Below are 17,971 nucleotides of genomic sequence, written 5' to 3'. Positions count from 1 at the left end.
GATGAACTAGCGAGGAGCCTCGGATGCGAGAATAGCACTACCAAAAAACTGCAGGAAGAGGTCTTCCTGCAGTTTTTGCTTTTAGTATTTATTTAATGATTGAACTGGTGTTTGAATGATCACTGGATTTTTTGCAGGGTCGAGCCACTTCAAAATTGTTATTACATTCGTTTCAGAAGTTGCCGTACACCCCAGCGTATAGCTGCTGCCGATGTGAAAGAAGATCGCACTGCCCTTGTATGGAATCCGCTGTGTGTTGTAGTTGATGACAAATCCATACGTATAGGCGGGAATATTCATATTTTCAGCGCTATTCCATTGACCCTTCGTTTTGCTCTTTGACTGCCAGGTGTTATAAAGGGAGGACTTGGGATCATCCACCCAAGCATCGTCACTGGTAATTGAACGGAACGGCAATTTCGTCCCTGGATTTCCTCTTCGGCCAAATGCTGTCCCGATGGTAAATTTTCCGATCGGCGACTTTTTGCCGCCCTCACTCATATTGGAAGTCATGCCATATTTTCCGACATAGCCAGTGGTATTCAGCACTGGGTTCCACTTTCCTTCACTACCTTTTTCGAATGTGCGGATCGTCGCCCGGCTCGTATTTGATCCATTTGTCGTCACGAGGATGAGCTGCCTGTTTCCAGCAATGGTCGTTAATCCATCAGCCACGTTTGTATTCGCTGTAGGCTTTTTTGGTGTACTTGCTGCTGTCGAACTGTTTGTCTTTTTGGTCGAAGGCGGATTAACAGTTTGAACGACCGGTTTTTTATCGGATAAGTATTTCGTAGCCACCCACCCCGATTGATCATTCACCTTCACTCTGCTCCAGGAACCGTCCGACTCATAAACGGAAACTTCCTGTCCTTCTTTCACGGTCATCATGACAGCATGATCCGTCCCGCCTCCCGTTCGAACATTCAATGAGCTCGCTGCCACATATTTGGTTGCTGGCTTTGTAACGGCGGTGGATGTATGTTCTTTACTCTGCTGTGTTTTTGACTCTTTTTCCTTCGTTTCTTGACTCTTTGATTTTACCGCTTCACTCTTCTTCACCGAAGAATCCGAAGTTTTATTACTCTCAGGATTAGTTTTTTTGTTTTCAGATGGATGATCCACTTTATCTTGCGTTTCCTGTGCTGGAGATGGGGATGCCTGTAAAGATTTTTCCTTACTATGTATAGATTTGCCAACGGTGAAAACGACAGCCATCACCAACAAAGCACCTAGAACGCCAATCAAAATTCCCTTTTTCTTCTTTGTCATAATCAAAAAATTCTTCCCTTCTCTGTTAAAATCGCTGGTCCAAGGGATGGAGGGACGTTTGACGATATTCCCTTCTAATCTCGTTGTATGTGTACCGCATATTTTAACATGATTTTCGCCATCAGAAAGCATTCGCGGCAATTCCTGTTCTACTTCAAGGAGCTCCCAAGGAAGGCAAGTCCGGAAATCAACAGCCGGAAACGGGCTATTATCAACACCAAGCTTTAGCTGAGATAAAAGAATAAAGAATAGACCCGGCGACATCGTAAATTTTCAACGTCAACCATTCCTGGAATAATAAAATCCCATTCATCAATAATAATGAAGGAATTTGTTTTTTACTTTGAAAGGAGAATTCTCATGAAAAAATTATGGTTGATCGGTTTACTTTTGCTCGTCCCTCTCAACATGGCGGTTGGGACAACCCATGCATACGCTAAACCGCAGACCCAGTGCATCAGCCAATCCGCAGCAGCGTTTCAAAATGATTTCAGGAAACTCTGGATCGATCATGTGCTGTGGACAAGTAATTATATAACAAGTGCAACAACAGCCGGATCGAAGGATCAGCAACAGGTACTGGCCAGGCTTTTGAAAAATCAAAAGGATATTGGAAATGCAGTGAAGCCGGTATATGGAGAAAAAGTCGGGAACAAACTTGCTGAGTTGCTTACCGAGCATATTGTCATTGCAGGTAAGATTGTAGAGGCTGCAAAAAGTGGCAATAAGTCCTTGATGAATCAGCTAAACAAAGATTGGTATAGAAATGCAGATGAAATAGCGGCTTTCCTTAGCGGCGCCAACCCTTATTTAAAAAATGAGGACCTAAAAAAAATGCTGTATAAGCATTTGCAGTTAGTGACTGATGATTTATCCTCAAGCTTAGCAAAAAATTGGAATGCAAGAATTGTTTCAATCGACGACGGCGTCACACATATCATCCAGATGGCAGATGTCATCTCTGCCGGTGTCGTGAAGCAATTTCCGGATAAGTTTAAAAATTAAACCATGACATGGGAGATTGGGGACAGGTCCCAACTTGTATGACCCATAAAAAAACGATCAACCTGTCCTTCCCTCCTACTAAAAAAGAGCCTGCCCTCAGCACATTAACTCACTCCTGCACTGGGGAAAAGGTGAACCAGCCTGCCCATCCCAAATCATCGCCTTCTCACAACAGTCGTCCCAACTGCCAGCAGCATAAATATCAACAATAAATAGATGGCCAAAGCCCCTACTTCTATCGTCTTCATTCCAATGGTAAAGAGGATGCAGACAAGAAGCATGCTTCCAATCAGAACAAAATACAGGGAAATGGCATAAAAATTTTTGATATTCATCCACGTTCTTTCATCCACTTCAGGAACGTTGTTTTTCTTCCGCCTTTGACGCATCTTCCCGATTCCCATCACAATCCCGATCCCTGCAATGGATCCTCCAATTCCCGCATAAATCGTTCCAACTGGCAAGTCAGGGAGAAACAGATTTACTAAAAAGAACCCTATGCCCATCCCTCCAATAATCGTCACTGCAATCATGATAGTCCCCCACTTTTTCATCTTAGTCCTCCTCAAGCTTGAATAGGTCGTCAATGCCGACGCCAAAATATTTAATCAACTTTAATGCTAATTCTAAGCTGGGATTGTATTTATGGTTTTCAATGGCATTAATGGTCTGTCTCGTAATTTGCAGATCCTCAGCCATCTTCACCTGACTGATTCCCTTTTCCAAACGGATCTCTTTAATTCGGTTCGTTACATTCAAATGGAAAAATCTCCTTTATCAGGGCGTGTAAAGATATCTTTACATATAGAATAAAATAAAAAAACATGGATGTAAAGATATCTTTACATCCATGTTTTTTGTGAAACGCGTGAAACACGGGGACGGTTCTACTGTTTCACTTTGTTTAAATCAGAACAAGCAAACGTGAGAACCGGTCTGCGCCTTTCCCCGCGGCGAATGCACTACTGCTTCCAGATCCCGCACCTACCTTTGACGGATCACACTCCATTTATCCTAACTGGCGTTTAAATTGTTTGCTTGCAATAATGTAGGAAAGGATCATGATGCCGACACACCACGCAAGAGCAATCCAGATATCGCTTCCGACCGCCCCGTTATACAAAAGCGCCCGAATCGCATTCACGATGGAGGTCACGGGCTGGTTCTCAGCGAACGCACGGACAATGCGAGGCATGGTCTCAGTTGGGACAAACGCCGAGCTGATGAATGGAAGGAAGATCAATGGGTACGAATAGGTCGTGGCCCCTTCCATAGAATTCGCGGTCAATCCGGGAATGACCGCCAGCCATGTCAACGCTAGTGTAAAAAGTCCGAGTATCCCGGCTACTGCCAGCCAGGAAAGAAGGTCTGCGTTTGAACGGAAACCCATTAAAAGGGCAACAAGGAAAACGACTAAGACGGTTAGAGCATTGGAAACAAGCGAGGTAAGCACGTGAGCCCATAATATCGATGAGCGTTTAATCGGCATCGTAATAAAACGCGCCATGAGTCCACCTTTTACATCATTGAAAAGGCGCAAAGAAGTGTATGCGACGCCGGATGCGATAGCCATAAGCAAAATTCCCGGCAATAAATAATTGACGTAGCTGCCCGTTCCCGCCTTTATGGCTCCGCCAAACACATAAACAAATAGCAGCATCATCATAATCGGTGTGATGGCAACTGTAATGATCGTATCAGGACTGCGCATGATATTGCGCATTAAACGTGCCAGTAAAACACCCGTTTGATTTTTCATTTACATTTCCTCCTTTTTACCGATAATTGAAAGAAAAATTTCTTCTAATGTCGGCTGCTTCTCGATATACTCCACTTTCGCCGGCGGGAACATCTTTTTAAGTTCGGAAAGGGTGCCGGTACTGATGATTTTTCCGCCATGCAAAATGGCGATGCGGTCCGCCAATTGTTCGGCTTCCTCCAGGTACTGGGTCGTAAGCAGAATGGTCGTTCCTCCATCTGCAAGTTCCTTCACGATTTTCCATACTTCGATTCGCGCCTCCGGATCAAGTCCTGTCGTCGGTTCGTCTAGAAAAATGACTGCCGGCGTCCCAAGCAGGCTCATGGCGATATCAAGGCGGCGCTTCATCCCCCCGGAATATTGATCCGCCCGGCGGCTGGCCGCATCGGTGAGGCCAAACCTTTCAAGCAGACTGTCGACGACTTCAGCAGGATTGGCCACTCCCCGCAGCTTGGCAATCATCATCAAATTTTCCCTCCCGGTGAGCATTCCATCCAAAGCAGCGAATTGCCCTGTCAGGCTGATGCTGCTGCGAACACCGTCCGGCTGCTGCTTGATGTCATATCCGCAAATCTCCACTTCACCGCTATCAGGCTTCATCAGGGACGAGAGGATATTGACCGTCGTCGTCTTTCCCGCTCCATTGTACCCAAGCAGGGCGAAAATTTCTCCCCTCTTCACCTCAAAATCCACCCCATTCAATACTTCCTTATTTTTAAAAGCTTTTTTCAACCCATTAACAGAAATCTCTGTTTTACTCATTCGTTTTCCTCCTTAAAGTTACATATTCTCCCCTACTATGTCTGACCGATATTCTGTATTACCGACTACTGATTTAAAAATAAAACTGAATAGTGAATGTGTCACGTTTCCTATTCAGTAGATACCTTGAATTTCATATTTGCAGACTTTATATTTAGATTCTGCCGGTTCCTTGAAATAAGATTTCACCTTCACCCGCGGTCAATCGTATCATTTAGCTTCTTGCGGTATTTATCCTTCCAGGTTGTCGAGTCCTTCACAAGCTCGTCGCAAAATGCGGCCACGTCATCCCCCGTGAGGTCAGTGACTTTCCTGCCTTCGGCTGCCGCTTCTTCCAAGAGATCAAGAATGCCGCCAAAGATTCGGCTTGTTTCTTTCCAATCCGTCGTGCCGCCAGCCGTCCACATATATTTTTTAATCGCGTTATAAGCATTGTGGTACTCAGTTGGCAGTGCCTTCGCACGCGCCTCCATTGCTCTCCATTCTCGCTTGTCATCCAGACTTCCGATAATTTTTTCAAAGATATTCATACGATCTCTCCTTTTAAATTCTTTTTCGTTTTAAGTTCATCGATTTTACTCGAAACAAAATCCCACTTTTTCCAAAATGCTTTCAGCTGTTCTTGACCTGCTTCATTAAGGGTGTAAAATTTCCTCGGCGGCCCCATGGTGGATGGCTTTTTCTCCATATTCACCAGATTATTTTTCTCAAGCCGCATCGTGATGGTATAAACGGTGCCTTCAATGACATCCGTGAAGCCAAGTGCCCGCAGCTGCTGCGTGATTTCATAGCCGTAAGTCTCTCCACGGCTGATGATTTCAAGCACACAACCCTCAAGCACCCCTTTCAGCATTTCCGTGATGTTTTCCAATTTTTCACCTCCCAATTTTTCACTCATATATTCAGTACCCTGAAACACAGATTAACTGCACTTCAGCTATTCAGTAATAATGACTACTAGTATATAGTATTACCGAATAGCTTGAATTGTCAACAAATCTTTTCAAAAAAAAAACAAAAAGGCGTCTGCCCCTTGATCGCACTGGGAGCAGGCGCCGAAAAATGGCCGCTAATATTAACTGGTGAAATCGATTGGAGTACTGTATCACCTGGCATATGGAGTAATTAGGACATAGGGGAAAGGTTCTTTGTCCCAGTTAAGGAAGACATAGTTCTCTAAAATTGAGATTAATTCTTCTATTTGGTCTCAGTTTAAAAAAGGTGCCTGTCCCCCAGTACGTTAATCCGCTCCCGTACTAGTGATCAGGCACCTATTTCAATTCCTGTTAATCTTCAATAACCCGAGAAACACCATTCCCACAAACCTTGCACTTGCCTTCTAAGACAATCCCGTTTGAATGATCCTCAATCGTAAACTGTTCAATTTCTACAACATCTGAACAATTCGTACAGAAAACGTTCTTTCTTAATTTCCTTCTAATATCTTCAGGAATTGCGAGCCATTTTTTATTTGCATCCATGTGTTCACACCTCTCTGCACTTGTGTTCTTCGTACCGTCAAACAGAAAAGCGTTATTTAAGCTCCAACAAGGTAACCGCTTCTACGTGCGCCGTCTGCGGAAACATGTCCACGGGCTGGATGTATTCGACTTTGTAGTGCTTTTTCAAGTAGTCGATGTCCTTGGCGAGTGTGGATGGGTTGCATGAGACATAGACGAATGTTTTCGGTTTGACTTCCTTGATCGTGTCAAGGAGCTTGCGGTCGCAGCCGGTCCTTGGCGGGTCTACGACGACGACGTCCGGGTGCCAGCCTTCTTTTTTCCATTTCGGCATCAGCGTCTCGGCACTTCCGACATAATAGTCGGCATGCTCGATGCCAAATTTTTTGGCGTTTTGCTTGGCGTCGTCGATTCCTTCCTTGATGACGTCCATCCCTCTGATTTCCTTCGCTCCATCGGCGAGCCACAGTCCGATCGTGCCGACGCCGCAGTAGGCATCAACGACTTTTTCCACACCAGTCAGGCCGGCAGCTTTTTTCGCTTCGTTATAAAGCTTGCTCGTCTGAATCGGGTTGAGCTGGAAGAAGGCGCGGGCCGACAGTTCATAGGTGAATTCTTCGAGACGCTCTTCGATGCTTTCCTTTCCGGATAGGAGGATCGTTTCATCGCCGAAAATAATCGCTGTCTTTTTCGGATTGATGTTTTGCGCGATCGAGACGACTTCCGGCAGGCGCTTTTTGATTTCTTCGATGAGCAAATCTTTTCGTGGGAACGATTTTTCCGTCGTCACGAGCACGACCTGCACTTGGCCGGTTTCAAAACCGACACGGGTGACGATCGTCTTGATGAGCGGCTTTTTCTTCTTTTGATCAAAGACCGGGATATTGAAATCGTTGATGATCCGTTTGATTTCCGCCGTCACTTTGTTCGTCGCAGGATGCTGGACGATGCACTCGTCGATGTCAATAAGGCGGTTGGAGTTCATGCTGTATAACCCGGCAATCGCTTTTCCTTTTTGCGAGCCGACCTGAAATTGGCTTTTGTTCCGATAATGCCAAGGGTTGTCCATGCCGATCGTCGGACGGATGTTCATTTTTCCGATATCGAATTTCGTATGGCGTTCGAGCGCCTGGATAACGATGTCACGCTTCAGGTGAAGCTGCTGCTCATAGGCCAGATGCTGCAGCTGACAGCCGCCGCATTGCTCGTACACCGGGCATGGCGGCTTGATTCGATGCGGCGACGCTTTGCGGATTTTCTTGATCCGGCCTTCCGCGAACTTCGGATGGATCTTTGTCGCTTCGACTACCACCTCTTCATCCGGCAAGGCACCTGGGACGAAGACGACCTGGCGCTTGAAATAGCCGACACCCTCTCCATTGATGCCGAGCCTCTTTATCGTTAAAGGAAATGTCTGTCTTTCCTTGATGAATACTTTTTGTTCCTTCTGCTTTTGCTTTGGTTTTGTCACTTTCTATCACTCCGTCGTTTCAATGCTTCGCCATAAATATAGGGATGCATAGCTTAAATAAGGCTTCCACGCCTCGCTGAACTGCTCCATCGCAGGATGATCGGGCTTTGCCTCGAGCTTGTATAATTTTTTCAATGCATTTTGGATGCCGACGTCCCCGATCGGGAACAGGTTCGGCCGTCCGAGTCCGAACAGCAGGAAGTTCTGCGCCGTCCATGGCCCGATGCCGCGGATTTTCACGAGCGTCTTCATAATCATTTCATCCGATTCCACGCTCAGTTCCTCGAGATTGAGCTCGCCATTGACGATCATCTGGCTCAAGCCGATCGCATACTCCGCTTTCCGCTGGCTGAATTGGAGTTCGCGCAGCTCTTCGATCGCCAAAGAAGCTGTTTTTTCCGGCGTCGGATAAAACCAGACCCCATCGATTTCCTCACCGAATGTGTGCACAAACCGCTCCGTCAGCGTCATAGCAAATTTCAAGTTCAATTGCTGATGGATGATGCACTTGATCAGGCACGTATAGGGAGAAAAATCAAGAATGAGCGGCGTCCCGCGGTGCTGGGCAAAAATCTCGTGCAAATCGGTTTCGGCAAAATGCTTGTCCACATCTTTCAGCGACACGTGCCACTGGAAAATATGCGCGAGCTTCTCCTGCACCGATTCCTTCGTTTTTTCGTTCCTACCTTTAATGATGAATTCCGGTGCTTCCACTTCGCCGACAGCCTGGATCGTCGCGACTTCCCGCTCCGGTTCATAGATCGGCACCTTGACCGTACGATTGTTCACATCCACTGCGTTCAACGGATCCATTGAGAGCCGCTCCAAAATCAAATCAAAATGATACGGTCCCTCGATCTGCAGCCTTTCTTCCCACATGTTCGTTCACCTACATCCCCTTAAGCTTTTCTCGATTATAGCATATTTAAGGGGTTCAACAGAAAGAAGGCGAATTGAACTGAAACCTTGGTGCTTATTCGTTCGTCTAAAAATTGTAAAGGAGAGATTATTAATATTGCAGCCTGAATACACTTCGCTTTCCATGTTCCCGATGAAAAAGTCTTTCCCAATTTTTTATTAATGAACATGAACGAGAATTTAATGAAGAGAGGGAATCGGCGAGACTCCTGCGGAAAAACGAGCCAGCCGAGACCCCGCAGCACAGCGAGGTGGCTCGGTGGTTCGTCCGCGGTAAGCGAGTTGATTTCATCTCTTCTATAGTCTATTTGAGGAGTGTAAATCACTTGAAACAGATCACTTTCATGGTTTTGCTCACATTTTTCCTGCTCACTGGCTGCCAATCCAGCCCCAGTGCAGATTGGGCGTACTCATTTATCGTCTATCATGGCGACAATTACATCGTGTCCGACAACATGATACCGGATGAAGATTTAGGAAAACAAATTAATACCGTTGAGGTCTACTCTGACCAGGAAGTTAACGTGAATCCTAACAAAATTTTTTCAAACCATTTTCCGGCCGGCTCCAAAATTTTCACGATAAAAGGCAAGGACGACAAAACGTTGGCCGTCCAGACGAAAGACGGCAATTTTGAAGTGAATTATGCGAATAAATATGGAAGCAAAGATTGAGGCTGCCGGGACTGTTTTATTGGGCATTTATGTTAAAATCGATCGGGGCTATTCCACTAACTTCAGGTTGGTTGAAAAACATTTTAGTATTACTAAAAAAGAAAGGGTGCTTCCTATTTGAAGACTGTCAACCAAGATATCCAAGACTTATCCATTAAATCCTTGGAGTCGACTTTCAATAAACTTTCAACTTCTTATAAAAGCATGACAGAAAAAGGATTGAACACAAGCCTTGTCCAAAAGAGACGAGACGCTGTAAAGATTGGTTTAGAAAGCCTCAAGGGTACATGGAATGGGGAGGATTTTTCCGATGATGAAGAAACCGTATTGACTTCTAAAGAAGTTCTACATGGCCTCCTTCCATCTATCAAAAGCCAGCTGGAAAAAGCAAAAGAAGGCAGTTCTCAAAAAACATTAATCGAGCGCCGGTTGACTGCACTAGAACTGGCAATAGAATCCTTGGAGAACCGTCTTCTATAAAATTGGCTGCAAATGTATGGCATCAAAAAAAGCTCAGGACTTTTGATTGCTCTGAGCTTTTTCGTGTGCTATTTTGACTGTCATTTGGTTTGTGGAAAGCACTTTTGATTCGAATTTTGCATTTCAAAACCGAATCCGCTAGTTTTCCCGACAGCCTTCTTTTAGTTTGCTTTGTTTTCTTGATGGGTCTTCACATAATCATCGAGGCTTTTGAATTTGTAGCCCTGCTTTTTCAAGTCCTTGATCACTTTATCGAGTGCATCGGCGTTATCCTTTGAAACGGTGTGAAGCAGGATGACCGCTCCCGGATGGATTTGTGCCATGATATTATCGTAGGAGTATTTCCAACCCTTTTGCTGATCGACTTTCCAATCGACAAACGCAAGTGACCAGAATACATGGGTATAGCCTTCCTCTTTGGCGATTTGCATCGTGCGCTCGCTGAAGATTCCCCGCGGCGGCCGCATGAATGTCATATCCTTTTGCTTCGTGATGCGTGCTGTTTCATCTTTTACTTTTTGAAGCTCCTGTCTGATCCGGTCATCGGTGATCTGCGTCATGTCCGGGTGTCCCCAGGAATGATTGCCGACGATGTGCCCTTCATTGACCATCCGTATGACGAGGTCTGGGGCGCTTTTTAAATAGTGTCCGGTGACAAAGAAGGCTGCAGGCACCTTTTCTTTTTTCAACACATCAAGCACCTGTGCCGTATAGCCGTTTTCATAGCCATTGTCGAATGTTAAGTAGATGATTTTCTTTTCTTTTCCTGCCTTATAAAATGCCCCGTATTTAGCAATGAGCTGATCGAGCTGGGCTCCTGCTTCCCCCTGCTCCCCGTTTTTTCCCTTCATAAAGCCCCAGTGAATGGCCTGATTGGAAACAGCAGAGGCAGATTGGGCGAATGCGAGGAAGAAAATGAGCGCCAAAGAGCCAATCCATTTTTTCATAAAATACCTTCCTTTACTGCTTTTGGGGTTATTTTTTGTGCAATTGGACGGAATCATGCGTGCATATTATTGGAATCAGGGAGGAAACGTGCATATGCTGAAGAAAAGAGTGGTATTAGATAGGTGGCAAAGGTTTGAGAAAGGAGGAGTCAGCCATGTCATATCCATTCGATTGCATCACCGACTTGATATTTGTCGAAACAGAAATTGCACCGGCAGATGTGATTCTAGTTCCTGGCGGCAGCCTCCCACAAATCATGGAAAAAGCCGCATCGCTGTATCATCAAGGAATGGCGCCATATATCCTGCCATCCGGCGGATCGAACCCGCGCGTGACGACGACCGAATGGGACTTCCTGCAGAAGGTCGGCATCGCAAACGGTGTGCCGCAATCAGCGATTTTGAAGGAAAATCAGGCGCAGCATACGTTTCATAATGCCCAATTTTCTTTTGATGTATTAAAAAAGAACGGGATCCATCCGCAAAAAGTCATCATGGTCTGCAAATCATGGCACTCCCGCCGAGCGCTCATGACGTATCAAACCGTGTTCCCGAAAGAAACGGAATTCATGATGGCCACAGTAGCCGATCGTGCCGGCGTGGACAAAGATAATTGGTTCCAAACGGACAACGGCATCCGCCGCGTCATGACGGAAGTAGAGAAGATAGGGAGCTACTTTGGGTCTCATATTTCGGGATGGGTGTGAAATTACCTCTTAATTTCATTTTTATTTTTTATGACATCCACCAATTGCATGAATGAGCCCAGTGAGAATATACCAACCCCTACATTTCCGAGCCAAGTTTTCGACCAGATCATTAATATGCCCCCGAAGATTATGAATGTTAACGCAGTTAATTCAAACAGATTCATTCTCCCGGTTCTTACAAGATTTAGATAAATCAAAAGGAAAATGAGGGCGATAATCACATAGACGATCATATTAATCACACTCCTTCAAAAAACCCATTTATCCAAATATTAACATAATCCACAAAAAACTCCCCTCTGAAATTAAGGGGAGTTTATTTTTTTCGTGAAATTAATTAAACACGCGGTCCTTGAACTGCGCCAGTTTTTCTAAAGACGACTTGTCGACTTTTTCATGAAGGCTGTTGCCATGGGAATCCATTGTGACAACTGCTGTGAAGCCTTCCACTTTCAGGTGCCACATCGCTTCAGGGATTCCGAACTGCATAAGGTCGACGCCTTCCACGGATTTGATGCAGTCTGCATAGTATTGAGCAGCTCCGCCGATTGCGTTTAAGTAGACGCCGCCATGTTCTTCAAGGGCAGCCAATGTTTTCGGTCCCATGCCGCCTTTTCCGATGACCGCACGGATTCCAAAGCGCTTCATGATATCGCCTTGGTAAGGCTCCTCGCGAATGGACGTAGTCGGGCCGGCTGCTTTCACGTGCCATTGGCCTTCGTCATCCTTCAACATGACCGGACCGCAGTGATAGATGATCTGACCATTCAAGTCGATCGGTGCATCGTTATCGGAAAGATGCTTATGAATCGCGTCGCGGCCCGTGTACATCATACCGTTGATGCGCACGACATCACCGACTTTAAGTTCGCGGATTTTTTCCTCTGTGATCGGTGCTTCAAGCGTCACGATGCTGCTTTCAGATTCGGAAGCAGCAGCTGTTTGCTTTTCTGCTTCGTTTTCTTCTTTAAAAGAAACAAGCTCGCCGTCCTGGTATTGCCATTCATTGATATCGCCAGTTTCCGGGTTGATGCTGATGCCCAAACGACGGAATGCCCAGCAGTTGTACGCTACGGAAACGAAGAAGCTGGCCGGGATGCGGTTCATGACGCCGACTTTGCAGCCTAAAAGTGTCGTTTCGCCGCCGAAGCCCATTGTACCGATGCCAAGCTCGTTCGCATGGTCCATTACATACTCCTCTAATTGGCGAAGGGATTCATTCGGATTGACATCATCAGCGGAGCGGAATAGCTGTTCTTTCGCCAAATCGTATCCGGAAGAACGGTCGCCACCGATGCCGACGCCGATGAAGCCGGCGCTGCAGCCTTGACCTTGCGCTTGGTAAACGGAGTGCATGATGCACTTGCGGATGCCGTCAAGATCGCGTCCCGCGCGGCCGAGCCCATCAAGCTCGCACGGCAGGCTGTATTGAATGTTCTTGTTCTCGCAGCCGCCTCCTTTTAAGATCAGCTTCGCCTCGATGTAGTCTTTTTCCCATTGCTCGAACTTGATGACAGGCGTGCCAAGTCCCAAGTTGTCGCCGCTGTTTTCACCCGTCAGCGAGTCAACGGAATTCGGGCGAAGCTTCCCATCCTTTGTTGCTTTCGTGATCGCCTCGTAAATCGCCTCTTTGATTTGGAGCTGATTCACGCCGACCGGAGTTTTGATCTTGAATGTCGGAAGACCCGTATCCTGACAAATCGGGGACACATTTTCGTCCGCCATCTGAATATTATTAGTAATAGTCGCCAAACTCATCGCCGCACGCGTACCTTCATTCTCACGCTGCTTCGCTTCCCTGATGGCCCTGCGGACATCCTTCGGAAGATTCGTCGACGTCTCCACGATTAATTGATACATACTTTCCTTAAGCTTTTCCAGGTTCATTTTACCCTCTCCCTACTTTCAGAACACATGTAGCATTTGTTTGTCTGTATTTGATTCCGATTACATTATACTCCTAGTCCAAAAAGTTGAAAAGGAAAGATTGCGAGCGTTTACACACAAAAGCGGAGGCACCCTGATTATCGACGACTAAGCTGGACTGACTCGAATGAAATAAAGGAAACACGAAGAGCGACAGCGATTCGATGTTGACTTATCGTAAGCGCGCTGAGGGAAATCTCACAGCCTCTAGCCGGGGGAGCTGGACAACTGGAAAAGCGGAGACGGCTTGGTCATAGGCGTGTACAGGACAAATTGGCTTTGATTTTGTTTTTTGCGCGTAACTTGTGATTATTGCGCGATTCTCGGAATTTTTGCGCCTAATTTCATTTTTTTGTGCTATTTTCTTGATTATTTGCGTCTAAGTTCAATTTTTTGCGTGATGCCCACATCGAGCCTGCGAGCAATCATCAAAATAACCACCTTGATTGTGCATCTCCGCCAGACAAATTGGCTTTGATTTTGTTTTTTGCGCGTAACTTGCGATTATTGCGCGATTCTCAGAATTTTTGCGCCTAACTTCATTTTTTTGCGCTATTTACTTGATTATTTGCGTCTAAGTTCAATTTTTTACGTGAAGACCACATCTAGCCTGTGCGCAATCATCAAATCAACTACCTTGATTGTGCATCTCCGCTTGACAAATTGGCTTTGATTTAGTTTTTTGCGCGTAACTTGTGATTATTGCGCGATTCTCGGAATTTTTGCGCCTAACTTCATTTTTTTGCGCTATTTTCTTGATTATTTGCGCCTAAGTTCAATTTTTTGCGTGATGCCCACATCGAGCCTGCGAGCAATCATCAAAATAACCACCTTGATTGTGCATCTCCGCCAGACAAATTGGCTTTGATTTTGTTTTTTGCGCGTAACTTGTGATTATTGCGCGATTCTCAAGATTTTTGCGCCTAACTTCAATTTTTTGCGCATTAGCCGATTTCCATCCATTACAAAAACAAAAAAAGCCCTCCTAAAGAGAGCTTCGATGCAAAGACTGATTAGTCTTGTGTTTTTTTGAATTGTTCACATTTCGTTTCGAGTTCGTCGAGCATGTTGATTAAGCGGTCGACGTCTTCGAGTTCTGTATTTTCGGGATCTATGGAATCCAATACGTCTAAAAACATATTTAAACGTTGCTTTAAGTAAGTTACTTGAGATTCGTTGTCATGAATAGCGTTACCCATCTGTCGTCTCTCCTTTCGTACTTTTCCATCGTAACGGAAGTATGTGGTTTGTGCAACGATTTTTCGTTTATATCCGGCTTTCGCTGGTTGACAGCCATGGGGAACTGCAGAATAATGGCAGTTGGTACAATTTTGTTTGAAGGAGCATGAACATGCCTATTAATGATACACAATTAAAAAAAATCACGACCGAATATGATCCATGGGAAGCCTATATGGATATGGAGGAGCATGGCCGGCTGACGTTATCGAATGTCGAGTTTACCACGACGACTTTGTGCAATATGCGATGCGAGCATTGTGCAGTCGGGTATACGCTGCAGCCGAAGGACCCGGATGCACTGCCGCTTGATCTGCTTTTATCAAGATTGGAAGAAATCCCTCATCTGCGTTCCTTGAGCATCACGGGCGGTGAGCCGATGCTGTCCAAGAAGTCGGTGAAGAATTATGTTCTTCCTTTATTAAAGTATGCCCATGAGCGCGGTGTCCGTACTCAGATCAATTCAAATTTGACGCTTGATTTACATAGATACTTGGAGATCGCACCTTTTCTGGACGTTCTTCATATTTCCCACAATTGGGGCACGATCGACGATTTCATCGAGGGTGGATTTGCGATGATGGAACGAAAGCCGACGCCTGCCCAACGTGAAAAGCTTTTCTACACAATGATTGAGAACAGCCGCGCGCTTGCGAAGGAAAATGTGATGGTGTCTGCAGAAACGATGCTGAATAAGCGCACACTTCCACATATGGAGGCAATCCACAAGCAAATCACGGAGGAAATGCAATGTGCCCGACATGAAGTTCACCCGATGTATCCGAGTGACTTCGCTTCGACGATGGAAACATTGACGCTTAATGAAATGCGTTCAGCAGTCCGTCACCTGCTCGATATCCGCAATCCAGAGGTGTGGATGCTGTTCGGAACGCTTCCTTTCTATCCTTGCAGCAGCAATGCCGAAGACCGCGAACTGCTTTCAAGACTTTATAACGAAAAGAACGTCACCGTCCGCAACGATCCTGACGGCCGGTCCCGTTTGAATGTGAACATCTTCAACGGAGATGTCATCGTCACGGACTTCGGCGATACGCCTGCACTCGGCAACGTCGTACGCGATTCGCTTCCGGATGTATTCAATAAATGGATGGACTCCAAACTGGCAAAAGACCTCAACTGCCACTGCCCATCCGTCAAATGCCTGGGCCCCAACGTCCTCGTGAAGGATGCATACTACCCTGAAGTCGACTTCAGCAAGAGAAAAACATTGATATAAAATTCAAAAGGGTGACAGGCACCATCCAGAAAATGGATGGTGCCTGTCACCCTTTCAGTCACCCTTTCATAAATCCATCGATAGTCGGATCATATCCCTGCAATGGATGCCGTTCTCGTAAATTTCTTCCGGGTAGTGCCTTGTAAAGAAGTCAAAGTCCACTCCTACGATTCTGAAACCGCACTTTTGATAAAGCGCTAATTGTCCGATGCCGGCATTCCCGGTTCCAATTTCAACCGTTTTGAATCCCCTCTCCTTGGATTCTTGTATCGCATGCATGACCAATCGCTTGCCAATCCCTTTGCCATGTAGATCCTCATTCACGGCCACATTGACCAACTCCACTGTCTCCGGCCTTGTCGGCAAAAGGACATAGACGCCGACAATTTGCTCCTCAATGATGGCAACAAAACAGTCTCCCCTCTTTACATACTCCTTAACCAGCTTTTCTGAAGGATCTGCCAACAAAAGCAGGTCCATCGGGGGCTCTTCCCCTTTGTTCAGCTTCCTGATTTCCATGTTGTTCTCCTTATCCCTTCTATTATGGCTTATTTCATACTAAAAACATTACCTTAAAAAAAGCAACAATGGGTAAAAAAGGGTGACAGGCACCATCCAGAAAATGGATGGTGCCTGTCACTCTTTAGTATCGTTATCTTGGTCGATCGGTTGAGATGAAGCCGAATGAGACGTGGTCCTGAACGGGGATCCAGGCGCCGATGCCTTGGGAGGTAACGTTTTTGACGATGATCATCCGTTTCAGCCCTTTGAGGACCAGGTAGACTTCGCCGTAAGTCACTTTCCCTTTTTCATTGACGGCTGGAGCATAGCCGTATAGGTAGCCGAGCCGTTTTGGTGCGATGTTGTAGACGTTATCTTTTTTCGTGCCTGCTCCGACGATGGTATCCCATGATAATGGAAGCTTTGTGTTTTCCATCGCTTTTAAGAGCATCATTTTTTTGACGTCTTCAGATTTTGCGATCTTGGCCGTCAAGCCGCCTTTAATGACCTTTTGCGATTCCTGGACGTAGTGAATTTGATAATTCTTTTTCCCGCCTCGGTTGTCAAAGTAATTCGTGTTGATTTTTTGATATTCCCAGTTCGGCGCCGTTTCCGACGACTCGTAGCTCAGCGGCCACTCACCAAGGAAGATCGTCGCTCTCAATCCGATGGAGAAAGGCGTTTTGTTAATCGCTGATTCATTGAACATTTTAATCAAATTCGGGTTGTCGATTTTGACATTCGATGACTTCAACAAGTCTTTCGTGAATTCGCTCGGCTGCAAATACGGCATATCCTGTGTCGGGTTTGGATAAGTGTTTTCCTTCGCCACATTCAAGACCGAGGATGGTATTTTAGCCTGAACAGATTTTTCAGGTGCTTTTGTTTTTTCAGCATGAACGGGATTGGTAAGTGTAAATAATGCAAAAATGACGGCTAGAATAGATTGAGGCCATTTCATGTTGTCGTAAACTCCCTTCCTTCTTACCAAATTTTTTATTATTTTTTCCCGTGTCATTCACTTTATGCCTATTAAGGAAATACATTTTTTTCTAACAGATAAATATTATTCTGAATATTTACAAATTTCTAACACTGTTGTATACTTAACTTAACAAACAGGAGGGAGGGCTATCAGTTAACATTTACCTGAAATTAAAGGAGGAATGTCTATCGATATGCGAAACGCCTTCTTCCAAAGTGAATATGATACTTAACGGATTTTAAAAACCTCTGCACACTTAAAGAACGATTGTGCAGAGGTTTTTACGTTTTATTAGAAAAGTCCTTCTAACAAACTGGATATTTATGGTAAAATTCTGTTAATGAAGGGAGAGATTTAAATTGAGAAAGTACTTAGGAATTGTTTCAATCTTGATACTGATCGCCACTTTTTTCATCTTACAAACGCTCACCGGAAAATATATTGGTCATCTATGGCTTTGGATCATCGCAATCGGCTACATTTCTGCTGCGGCAGCTTCCTGGTTCAGTACGAGCGGCTTTTGGCGAAAAGCATCGGCGGCCATACTCATCTTACTTCCCGTCGGATATATTGCCATCATCGTGTTGTTTATGATTGGATTGGCCAATGGATCTGGATTTTAAATCAA

Annotated in this window: 22 protein-coding genes; 6 read left to right on the top strand and 16 right to left on the bottom strand. The window is 45.4% G+C overall.

All coding sequences use genetic code 11. The annotated features are described in order from the left end of the window. Positions 1-81: 81 nt before the first annotated feature. Positions 82-1,533 carry an SH3 domain-containing protein gene (locus D9X91_RS13350; protein ID WP_233569790.1) on the bottom strand — a complete coding sequence of 484 codons (1,452 nt, stop codon included), beginning with the start codon at positions 1,531-1,533 and terminating at the stop codon, positions 82-84. A 96-nt stretch (positions 1,534-1,629) separates the two neighbouring features. On the opposite strand from D9X91_RS13350, the gene D9X91_RS13345 reads away from it, so the two are divergent. Then, positions 1,630-2,274: a glycosyltransferase gene (locus tag D9X91_RS13345; RefSeq protein ID WP_121681137.1), complete on the top strand. Its 645-nt coding sequence runs from the start codon at positions 1,630-1,632 to the stop codon at positions 2,272-2,274. A 155-nt stretch (positions 2,275-2,429) separates the two neighbouring features. On the opposite strand, the gene D9X91_RS13340 is transcribed toward D9X91_RS13345, so the two are convergent. The 9 genes from D9X91_RS13340 to D9X91_RS13300 all read right to left on the bottom strand — a co-directional run bounded on the left by D9X91_RS13340 (position 2,430) and on the right by D9X91_RS13300 (position 8,605). After that, complete coding sequence (locus D9X91_RS13340) at positions 2,430-2,828, bottom strand: hypothetical protein (RefSeq protein ID WP_121681136.1); 399 nt, start codon at positions 2,826-2,828, stop codon at positions 2,430-2,432. A gap of 1 nt (position 2,829) precedes the next feature. Further along, the gene (locus tag D9X91_RS13335; RefSeq protein WP_121681135.1) at positions 2,830-3,033 is read right to left on the bottom strand and encodes a helix-turn-helix transcriptional regulator; all 204 of its coding nucleotides are present in this window, start codon (positions 3,031-3,033) and stop codon (positions 2,830-2,832) included. A 250-nt stretch (positions 3,034-3,283) separates the two neighbouring features. Further along, entirely contained in the window at positions 3,284-4,033 is a 750-nt protein-coding gene (locus D9X91_RS13330) for an ABC transporter permease (protein ID WP_121681134.1), read from the bottom strand. Beyond that, the gene (locus D9X91_RS13325) at positions 4,034-4,795 is read right to left on the bottom strand and encodes an ABC transporter ATP-binding protein (protein WP_121681133.1); all 762 of its coding nucleotides are present in this window, start codon (positions 4,793-4,795) and stop codon (positions 4,034-4,036) included. 191 nt (positions 4,796-4,986) lie between these two features. After that, positions 4,987-5,325, bottom strand: coding sequence for a DUF1048 domain-containing protein (locus tag D9X91_RS13320; protein WP_121681132.1), 339 nt, complete (start codon positions 5,323-5,325; stop codon positions 4,987-4,989). Continuing rightward, on the bottom strand, positions 5,322-5,666 hold the full coding sequence (locus tag D9X91_RS13315; protein ID WP_121681272.1) for a PadR family transcriptional regulator: 345 nt from the start codon (positions 5,664-5,666) through the stop codon (positions 5,322-5,324). The genes D9X91_RS13320 and D9X91_RS13315 overlap by 4 nt, the downstream gene beginning before the upstream one ends. A gap of 415 nt (positions 5,667-6,081) precedes the next feature. Continuing rightward, complete coding sequence (locus tag D9X91_RS13310; RefSeq protein ID WP_121681131.1) at positions 6,082-6,276, bottom strand: hypothetical protein; 195 nt, start codon at positions 6,274-6,276, stop codon at positions 6,082-6,084. Positions 6,277-6,328: 52 nt separating this feature from the next. Continuing rightward, positions 6,329-7,726, bottom strand: coding sequence for a 23S rRNA (uracil(1939)-C(5))-methyltransferase RlmD (gene rlmD / locus D9X91_RS13305; protein ID WP_121681130.1), 1,398 nt, complete (start codon positions 7,724-7,726; stop codon positions 6,329-6,331). Between the two features lie 6 nt (positions 7,727-7,732). Then, positions 7,733-8,605: a DNA-3-methyladenine glycosylase family protein gene (locus D9X91_RS13300; RefSeq protein ID WP_121681129.1), complete on the bottom strand. Its 873-nt coding sequence runs from the start codon at positions 8,603-8,605 to the stop codon at positions 7,733-7,735. Between the two features lie 365 nt (positions 8,606-8,970). Between D9X91_RS13300 and D9X91_RS13290 the strand changes: the two genes are divergently transcribed. Both D9X91_RS13290 and D9X91_RS13285 read left to right on the top strand, forming a co-directional pair. Continuing rightward, positions 8,971-9,318, top strand: coding sequence for a hypothetical protein (locus D9X91_RS13290; protein WP_121681127.1), 348 nt, complete (start codon positions 8,971-8,973; stop codon positions 9,316-9,318). 117 nt (positions 9,319-9,435) lie between these two features. Then, positions 9,436-9,798: a hypothetical protein gene (locus D9X91_RS13285; protein ID WP_121681126.1), complete on the top strand. Its 363-nt coding sequence runs from the start codon at positions 9,436-9,438 to the stop codon at positions 9,796-9,798. Positions 9,799-9,959: 161 nt separating this feature from the next. Here D9X91_RS13285 and pdaA read toward each other — a convergent pair whose 3' ends face one another. Further along, positions 9,960-10,745 (bottom strand): delta-lactam-biosynthetic de-N-acetylase, encoded by a 786-nt coding sequence (gene pdaA, locus D9X91_RS13280; RefSeq protein WP_121681125.1) that lies wholly within the window; start codon positions 10,743-10,745, stop codon positions 9,960-9,962. Between the two features lie 155 nt (positions 10,746-10,900). Between pdaA and D9X91_RS13275 the strand changes: the two genes are divergently transcribed. Then, positions 10,901-11,452 (top strand): YdcF family protein, encoded by a 552-nt coding sequence (locus D9X91_RS13275; RefSeq protein WP_121681124.1) that lies wholly within the window; start codon positions 10,901-10,903, stop codon positions 11,450-11,452. Between the two features lie 2 nt (positions 11,453-11,454). Here D9X91_RS13275 and D9X91_RS13270 read toward each other — a convergent pair whose 3' ends face one another. The 3 genes from D9X91_RS13270 to D9X91_RS13260 form a co-directional block, all read right to left on the bottom strand. Beyond that, entirely contained in the window at positions 11,455-11,688 is a 234-nt protein-coding gene (locus D9X91_RS13270; RefSeq protein ID WP_121681123.1) for a hypothetical protein, read from the bottom strand. A 100-nt stretch (positions 11,689-11,788) separates the two neighbouring features. After that, on the bottom strand, positions 11,789-13,342 hold the full coding sequence (locus tag D9X91_RS13265; RefSeq protein WP_121681122.1) for a fumarate hydratase: 1,554 nt from the start codon (positions 13,340-13,342) through the stop codon (positions 11,789-11,791). A gap of 1,052 nt (positions 13,343-14,394) precedes the next feature. Next, positions 14,395-14,580, bottom strand: coding sequence for an SE1561 family protein (locus D9X91_RS13260; RefSeq protein WP_121681121.1), 186 nt, complete (start codon positions 14,578-14,580; stop codon positions 14,395-14,397). Positions 14,581-14,732: 152 nt separating this feature from the next. Between D9X91_RS13260 and yfkAB the strand changes: the two genes are divergently transcribed. After that, positions 14,733-15,857 (top strand): radical SAM/CxCxxxxC motif protein YfkAB, encoded by a 1,125-nt coding sequence (gene yfkAB / locus D9X91_RS13255; protein WP_121681120.1) that lies wholly within the window; start codon positions 14,733-14,735, stop codon positions 15,855-15,857. Positions 15,858-15,923: 66 nt separating this feature from the next. Here the strand turns inward: yfkAB and D9X91_RS13250 are convergent, their stop codons facing one another. Both D9X91_RS13250 and D9X91_RS13245 read right to left on the bottom strand, forming a co-directional pair. Further along, positions 15,924-16,376, bottom strand: coding sequence for a GNAT family N-acetyltransferase (locus D9X91_RS13250; protein ID WP_121681119.1), 453 nt, complete (start codon positions 16,374-16,376; stop codon positions 15,924-15,926). Between the two features lie 133 nt (positions 16,377-16,509). Continuing rightward, positions 16,510-17,319 carry a YfkD famly protein gene (locus D9X91_RS13245; protein ID WP_121681118.1) on the bottom strand — a complete coding sequence of 270 codons (810 nt, stop codon included), beginning with the start codon at positions 17,317-17,319 and terminating at the stop codon, positions 16,510-16,512. A 383-nt stretch (positions 17,320-17,702) separates the two neighbouring features. On the opposite strand from D9X91_RS13245, the gene D9X91_RS13240 reads away from it, so the two are divergent. After that, on the top strand, positions 17,703-17,966 hold the full coding sequence (locus tag D9X91_RS13240) for a hypothetical protein (protein ID WP_121681117.1): 264 nt from the start codon (positions 17,703-17,705) through the stop codon (positions 17,964-17,966). Positions 17,967-17,971 lie beyond the last annotated feature (5 nt).

Origin of the sequence: Falsibacillus albus (assembly GCF_003668575.1) — a bacterium.
GTDB classification, from domain to species: domain Bacteria; phylum Bacillota; class Bacilli; order Bacillales; family DSM-25281; genus Falsibacillus; species Falsibacillus albus.
Note: the sequence above shows the minus strand (reverse complement) of the source record. Positions and strands in the feature narration are given on the sequence as shown.

What these genes read in the sequence shown, in the direction of transcription:
- D9X91_RS13350 (WP_233569790.1), bottom strand. Translation starts at nt 1,533, where the DNA reads ATGTCGCCGGGTCTATTCTTTATTCTTTTATCTCAGCTAAAGCTTGGT.
- D9X91_RS13345 (WP_121681137.1), top strand. Translation starts at nt 1,630, where the DNA reads ATGAAAAAATTATGGTTGATCGGTTTACTTTTGCTCGTCCCTCTCAAC.
- D9X91_RS13340 (WP_121681136.1), bottom strand. Translation starts at nt 2,828, where the DNA reads ATGAAAAAGTGGGGGACTATCATGATTGCAGTGACGATTATTGGAGGG.
- D9X91_RS13330 (WP_121681134.1), bottom strand. Translation starts at nt 4,033, where the DNA reads ATGAAAAATCAAACGGGTGTTTTACTGGCACGTTTAATGCGCAATATC.
- D9X91_RS13325 (WP_121681133.1), bottom strand. Translation starts at nt 4,795, where the DNA reads ATGAGTAAAACAGAGATTTCTGTTAATGGGTTGAAAAAAGCTTTTAAA.
- D9X91_RS13320 (WP_121681132.1), bottom strand. Translation starts at nt 5,325, where the DNA reads ATGAATATCTTTGAAAAAATTATCGGAAGTCTGGATGACAAGCGAGAA.
- D9X91_RS13310 (WP_121681131.1), bottom strand. Translation starts at nt 6,276, where the DNA reads ATGGATGCAAATAAAAAATGGCTCGCAATTCCTGAAGATATTAGAAGG.
- D9X91_RS13300 (WP_121681129.1), bottom strand. Translation starts at nt 8,605, where the DNA reads ATGTGGGAAGAAAGGCTGCAGATCGAGGGACCGTATCATTTTGATTTG.
- pdaA (WP_121681125.1), bottom strand. Translation starts at nt 10,745, where the DNA reads ATGAAAAAATGGATTGGCTCTTTGGCGCTCATTTTCTTCCTCGCATTC.
- D9X91_RS13275 (WP_121681124.1), top strand. Translation starts at nt 10,901, where the DNA reads ATGTCATATCCATTCGATTGCATCACCGACTTGATATTTGTCGAAACA.
- D9X91_RS13270 (WP_121681123.1), bottom strand. Translation starts at nt 11,688, where the DNA reads ATGATCGTCTATGTGATTATCGCCCTCATTTTCCTTTTGATTTATCTA.
- D9X91_RS13265 (WP_121681122.1), bottom strand. Translation starts at nt 13,342, where the DNA reads ATGAACCTGGAAAAGCTTAAGGAAAGTATGTATCAATTAATCGTGGAG.
- D9X91_RS13260 (WP_121681121.1), bottom strand. Translation starts at nt 14,580, where the DNA reads ATGGGTAACGCTATTCATGACAACGAATCTCAAGTAACTTACTTAAAG.
- yfkAB (WP_121681120.1), top strand. Translation starts at nt 14,733, where the DNA reads ATGCCTATTAATGATACACAATTAAAAAAAATCACGACCGAATATGAT.
- D9X91_RS13250 (WP_121681119.1), bottom strand. Translation starts at nt 16,376, where the DNA reads ATGGAAATCAGGAAGCTGAACAAAGGGGAAGAGCCCCCGATGGACCTG.
- D9X91_RS13245 (WP_121681118.1), bottom strand. Translation starts at nt 17,319, where the DNA reads ATGAAATGGCCTCAATCTATTCTAGCCGTCATTTTTGCATTATTTACA.